We start from the raw sequence: 3652 nt of genomic DNA, 5'->3' as shown, positions 1-3652 counted from the left end.
GCCGATCAGCGCCATCACGCGGTCGGCGCGCGGCAAGGCGGACAGCGGCGCGCGCTCGCCGTGCCCCCGGGCGTGGGCGGGCGCTTGCGCGTCGTGGCTGAACCAGTATTCGTAGTCTTGCGCGGGGCCGCCCTGGGGCGGGTGGGCCGGCAGCAGGATGAGCAGGGTACTCATGAGATCGCGGATTCTAGGAGGGCTTGCATGACGCTTCGGCGCCGCCGGCCCCCGAAGAAGCCCGTAGTTGAGCCTTTACATGTCCGTGCATCCCGTCCCTCGTGTGTCCAGTCGTGTCGGCGTCGACGCCGGAGGCCCTGCGGCCGCGCCGCGTGTCGACGGGTTCAAGGCGTGGCCCCGTAGCCGGCGGCGGTGCCGGGCAGCGTGGACAGCCGTTGCAGGCGTTCGCGGTCGAGCACGACCATCTCGAGGTTGCGGCGCTCGACCAGCGAGCGCTGCGCCAGCACGCGGTCGTCCATGCGCAGCTGGCCCTCGACGAAGAAGAAGTCGCTGGTGAAGGCGGTGCGCTCGGCGCTGAGCGCCGGCTCCTGCGGCACGAAGGGCTTGAGGTCCTCGAAGCTCCGGAAGGGCTTGACCTGGCGCTGGCGCACGATGCGGTCCGCCGAGCCGGTGTCGGTGAACAGCACCGCGGCGAGCACCTCGCGCGGCGCGGTGTTCACGTTGACCGGGGTGCGCTTGGGCAGGATCACCACCAGCGTGCTCAGGCGCCGGATCTGCTCCTCGTTCAGGCCGAGCCAGCGCAGCTGCGCCAGCCGCGTGGGCAGCAGCGGCACCTCGCCGGACGGCGCGCTGGCGGGCACCGCCGCGTAGTTCATGCTGAGCCGCAGTTGCTCGACCAGGTTGGTGCTCAGCCCGGCGGCCTGGAAGAGCTGGGCCGCGGCGCGCACTTCCTCGGGCTTGTTGTCGACCAGGTTGCGCAGGTTGAAGCGCGATTGCGCGTCCTCGATGTGGCCGGACAGGAAGGCGTCCGGCCCGGCGTCGGCCGAGTTGTTCTCGTCCTGCGACAGGAAGCTGGACAGGCGCGCCTCGGCCAGCGGCACCGACCAGACCTCGGTGAGGTCGTCCGAGGCCGGCTTGCCGTCGCGCGCGTTCATGTTGTTGCGCTTGTCCTCGCGCAGGATCAGCCGCGCCCAGTCCAGCGCGCCCTGCAGCACCCAGTCCGCCTGGGCGCGGCCGCGGTCGGCGGCCTCGATCTGGATGCTGCGCGCCTGCCGCCACAGCATCGCGGCCGACAGCGTGGTCACCAGCACCACGATCAGCAGCGCGGTCAGCAGCGCGGCGCCGCGAGGCGGTTGTGCCGGACGCGATGGCGAACGAGGCCTGCTCATGAGCCGTTGCTTTCCACCGCGACCTCGCGGACCAGTTCGCCGCGATAGCCGCTGCCCTCGCCGAACTGCAGCCGCATGCGCACGCCCTGCGGCACGGCCACGCGCTGCTTTGGCGCATTGGGCCCGGTCGGCGACGAGGCGGCCGGGTCCTGCGGCACCAGCTCGCCGCTGGATTGCGCGTTGGACCAGGCGTTGCCGCGGAAGAAGAACATCTGCCAGCCGAGCACGCCGTCCAGGCCCGGCATCGCGCGCAGTTCCTCGGCGCTGAGCTGCTGGCTGCGGAACCAGGCGTCCTGCAGGTCGTCCCGGTTCACCACCGGCGCCGATTCCCAGCGCGACAGCCGGCCGTCCCGCAACTGCCACGCCACCAGCTGCAGGCCGGTCTCGCGGCGGCGCGTCATGCGCAGCGTCGCGCCGTCGAAGGCCAGCGCCGAGGGCACCACGCCGCTGTCCTGCACCTCGCGCAGGTCCAGTTCCCACTGCCGCATCAGCGTCTGCAGCGTCTCGGCGCGCTCCATCGCGGCTTCGTTGTGCTCGCGGCTGGTGGTCAGCGCGCTCACCGCGCGCCAGGCCATCACCGACATCACCGCCATCACGACCAGCGCGACCACGACCTCGATCAGCGTGAACCCGCGCGCCGCGCGCCGGAGGGAGGAACCGCCCGGGCGTCGCATCAGTTGCGCCCCACGATGGTGGTCAGGGTCAGCAGCGGGCGGTCGCGGTCGTCGAAGACCTGCGCCTCGACGCGCCGGAAATTGGGATTGGGCGTCGAGCGGACCGCCAGCCTGACGTTGAAGTCCCGACCCATCTGCGTGCAGCTGGCGCTGTTGTCGCCGACGCCGGGGAAGGTCTTGGTCAGGCGCATCTCGGTCAGCTCGTTCTCGGCGCACCACTGCGCCAGCGAGTTGATGGCGAGCCGGTCCGAATTCGAGGTCATCGCGCCGGCAGCCCGCAGGCCGGCCGCCAGGCACAGCGCGACGATGGTCAGCGCCACCAGGACCTCGATGAGGGTGAAGCCGGCGGCACGCGACGCGCGCCCGAGGGCGCCGCTCATGCGCCTCCCTTCGTGATCGCAAAGGGACGCAGGCCGTCGGTGGCGAGCGTGATCCGGTGATCGCCGCGGATCAGCGTCACGCGCTGCGCGCCGATGAGCGGCTCCGGCCCCAGGCGCAGCGTGCGGCCGTTGGCGGCGGCGCCCTGGATCTCGACGATGGGCGTGTCGCCCAGCCAGGGGCGTTCCAGGCCCAGTCGTCTGACCAGCGGGGCAGGCAGGCCGGTGAGGTGGTAGCGGCCGCCATCGTTGCCCGTGTCCGGCACCCAGCGCACGTCCAGCGACGCGGCGCGGGCTTCGGCCCGGGCGGTCTCGAGCACCGAGGCCAGCTGCAGCGCCTCGCGCTCGAGTTGCACGTCGGCGCGGTCCCGCACGGCGACCGCGACGGTCGCGCTGGCGATCGCCACGATGGTGATCGCCACGATCAGCTCGATCAGCGTGAAGCCGCGCTGGGACGGACGGCCGGACGGACGCGCGCGCACGGCTCGGAGCGGTCGATGACGGAGCGGGACGGTGGGGAGGTGGAACGCGCGGCGGGCCGTGCGCTCACTCCCAGGAGCCGACGTCGGCGTCGTTGCCTTCGCCGCCGGGCTTGCCGTCCGCGCCCAGGCTGTAGACGTCGACCTCGCCCTTCAGGCCGGGGTTGTCATACTGGTACGCATTGCCCCAGGGGTCCTTGGGCAGCTTCTCGATGTAGACCTTCCAGTTGGGCGCGGCCGGGCCGTTGGTCGGCTTGGCCACCAGGGCACCCAGGCCCTGCTCGCCGCTCGGGTAGCGGCCGTTGTCCATCTTGTAGAGCTTGAGCGCCTGCATCAGCGTGTTCACGTCGGACCGGGCCGCGGTGCGGCGGGCTTCGGAGACGTGGTTCATCACCGCGGGAACGACCACCGCGCCCATGACGGCGACGATGGTGATGGCGACGATCAGTTCGATCAGCGTGAAGCCGCGCGCGCGGCGCGGAGACAGGGGTCGGCGCATGGTGTGGCAATCCTCGCGGAGCCGCCCTCGGCGGCTCATCGCGCTGCATCATAATCGTCGGATGCATGCACGATGGTTAAGCTTCGTCGTCTGGGCGCTGCTGGCGGCCAGCCTCGCGTATTGGGCGCTGATGCTCATGGCCAAGGGCCCCCAGGCGCCGGCGATGACGCGCCCCGCGATCGCCGACGGCGCGCCGGCCGACTGGACCCGCCTGTTCACCGCCGCCAAGGCCGCGGAAGCGCCGGTCGAAGCCGCTTCCTCGCGCTACCAGCTGCTGGGC

The 3652-nt window shown here is 71.8% G+C and carries 5 protein-coding genes and 1 pseudogene; 1 reads left to right on the top strand and 5 read right to left on the bottom strand.

Annotation, left to right across the window (positions count from 1 at the left end; translation table 11 throughout):
* Nucleotides 1-338 precede the first annotated feature (338 nt).
* The 5 genes from gspK to gspG all read right to left on the bottom strand — a co-directional run bounded on the left by gspK (nt 339) and on the right by gspG (nt 3372).
* Nucleotides 339-1343, bottom strand: a complete 1005-nt coding sequence (gspK, locus tag FUT87_RS20740; protein ID WP_091727298.1) for a type II secretion system minor pseudopilin GspK — start codon at nt 1341-1343, stop codon at nt 339-341.
* Entirely contained in the window at nt 1340-2017 is a 678-nt protein-coding gene (locus FUT87_RS20735; RefSeq protein ID WP_091727295.1) for a prepilin-type N-terminal cleavage/methylation domain-containing protein, read from the bottom strand. The genes gspK and FUT87_RS20735 overlap by 4 nt, the downstream gene beginning before the upstream one ends.
* Nucleotides 2017-2397, bottom strand: coding sequence for a type II secretion system minor pseudopilin GspI (gspI, locus tag FUT87_RS20730; RefSeq protein WP_147242244.1), 381 nt, complete (start codon nt 2395-2397; stop codon nt 2017-2019). The genes FUT87_RS20735 and gspI overlap by 1 nt, the downstream gene beginning before the upstream one ends.
* Complete coding sequence (locus FUT87_RS20725) at nt 2394-2876, bottom strand: type II secretion system protein (protein WP_147242243.1); 483 nt, start codon at nt 2874-2876, stop codon at nt 2394-2396. The genes gspI and FUT87_RS20725 overlap by 4 nt, the downstream gene beginning before the upstream one ends.
* Nucleotides 2877-2940: 64 nt before the next feature.
* A complete protein-coding gene (gspG, locus tag FUT87_RS20720) occupies nt 2941-3372 on the bottom strand; it encodes a type II secretion system major pseudopilin GspG (protein WP_091727285.1) in 432 nt (143 codons plus the stop codon).
* Nucleotides 3373-3433: 61 nt separating this feature from the next.
* On the opposite strand from gspG, the pseudogene FUT87_RS20715 reads away from it, so the two are divergent.
* Nucleotides 3434-3652 (top strand): annotated as a pseudogene (locus tag FUT87_RS20715) (type II secretion system protein N); the annotation flags it as partial.

The organism is Mitsuaria sp. TWR114, from assembly GCF_007997345.1.
The sequence above is the reverse complement of the archived record's forward strand: the minus strand, read 5'-3'. Positions and strand labels throughout refer to the sequence as shown.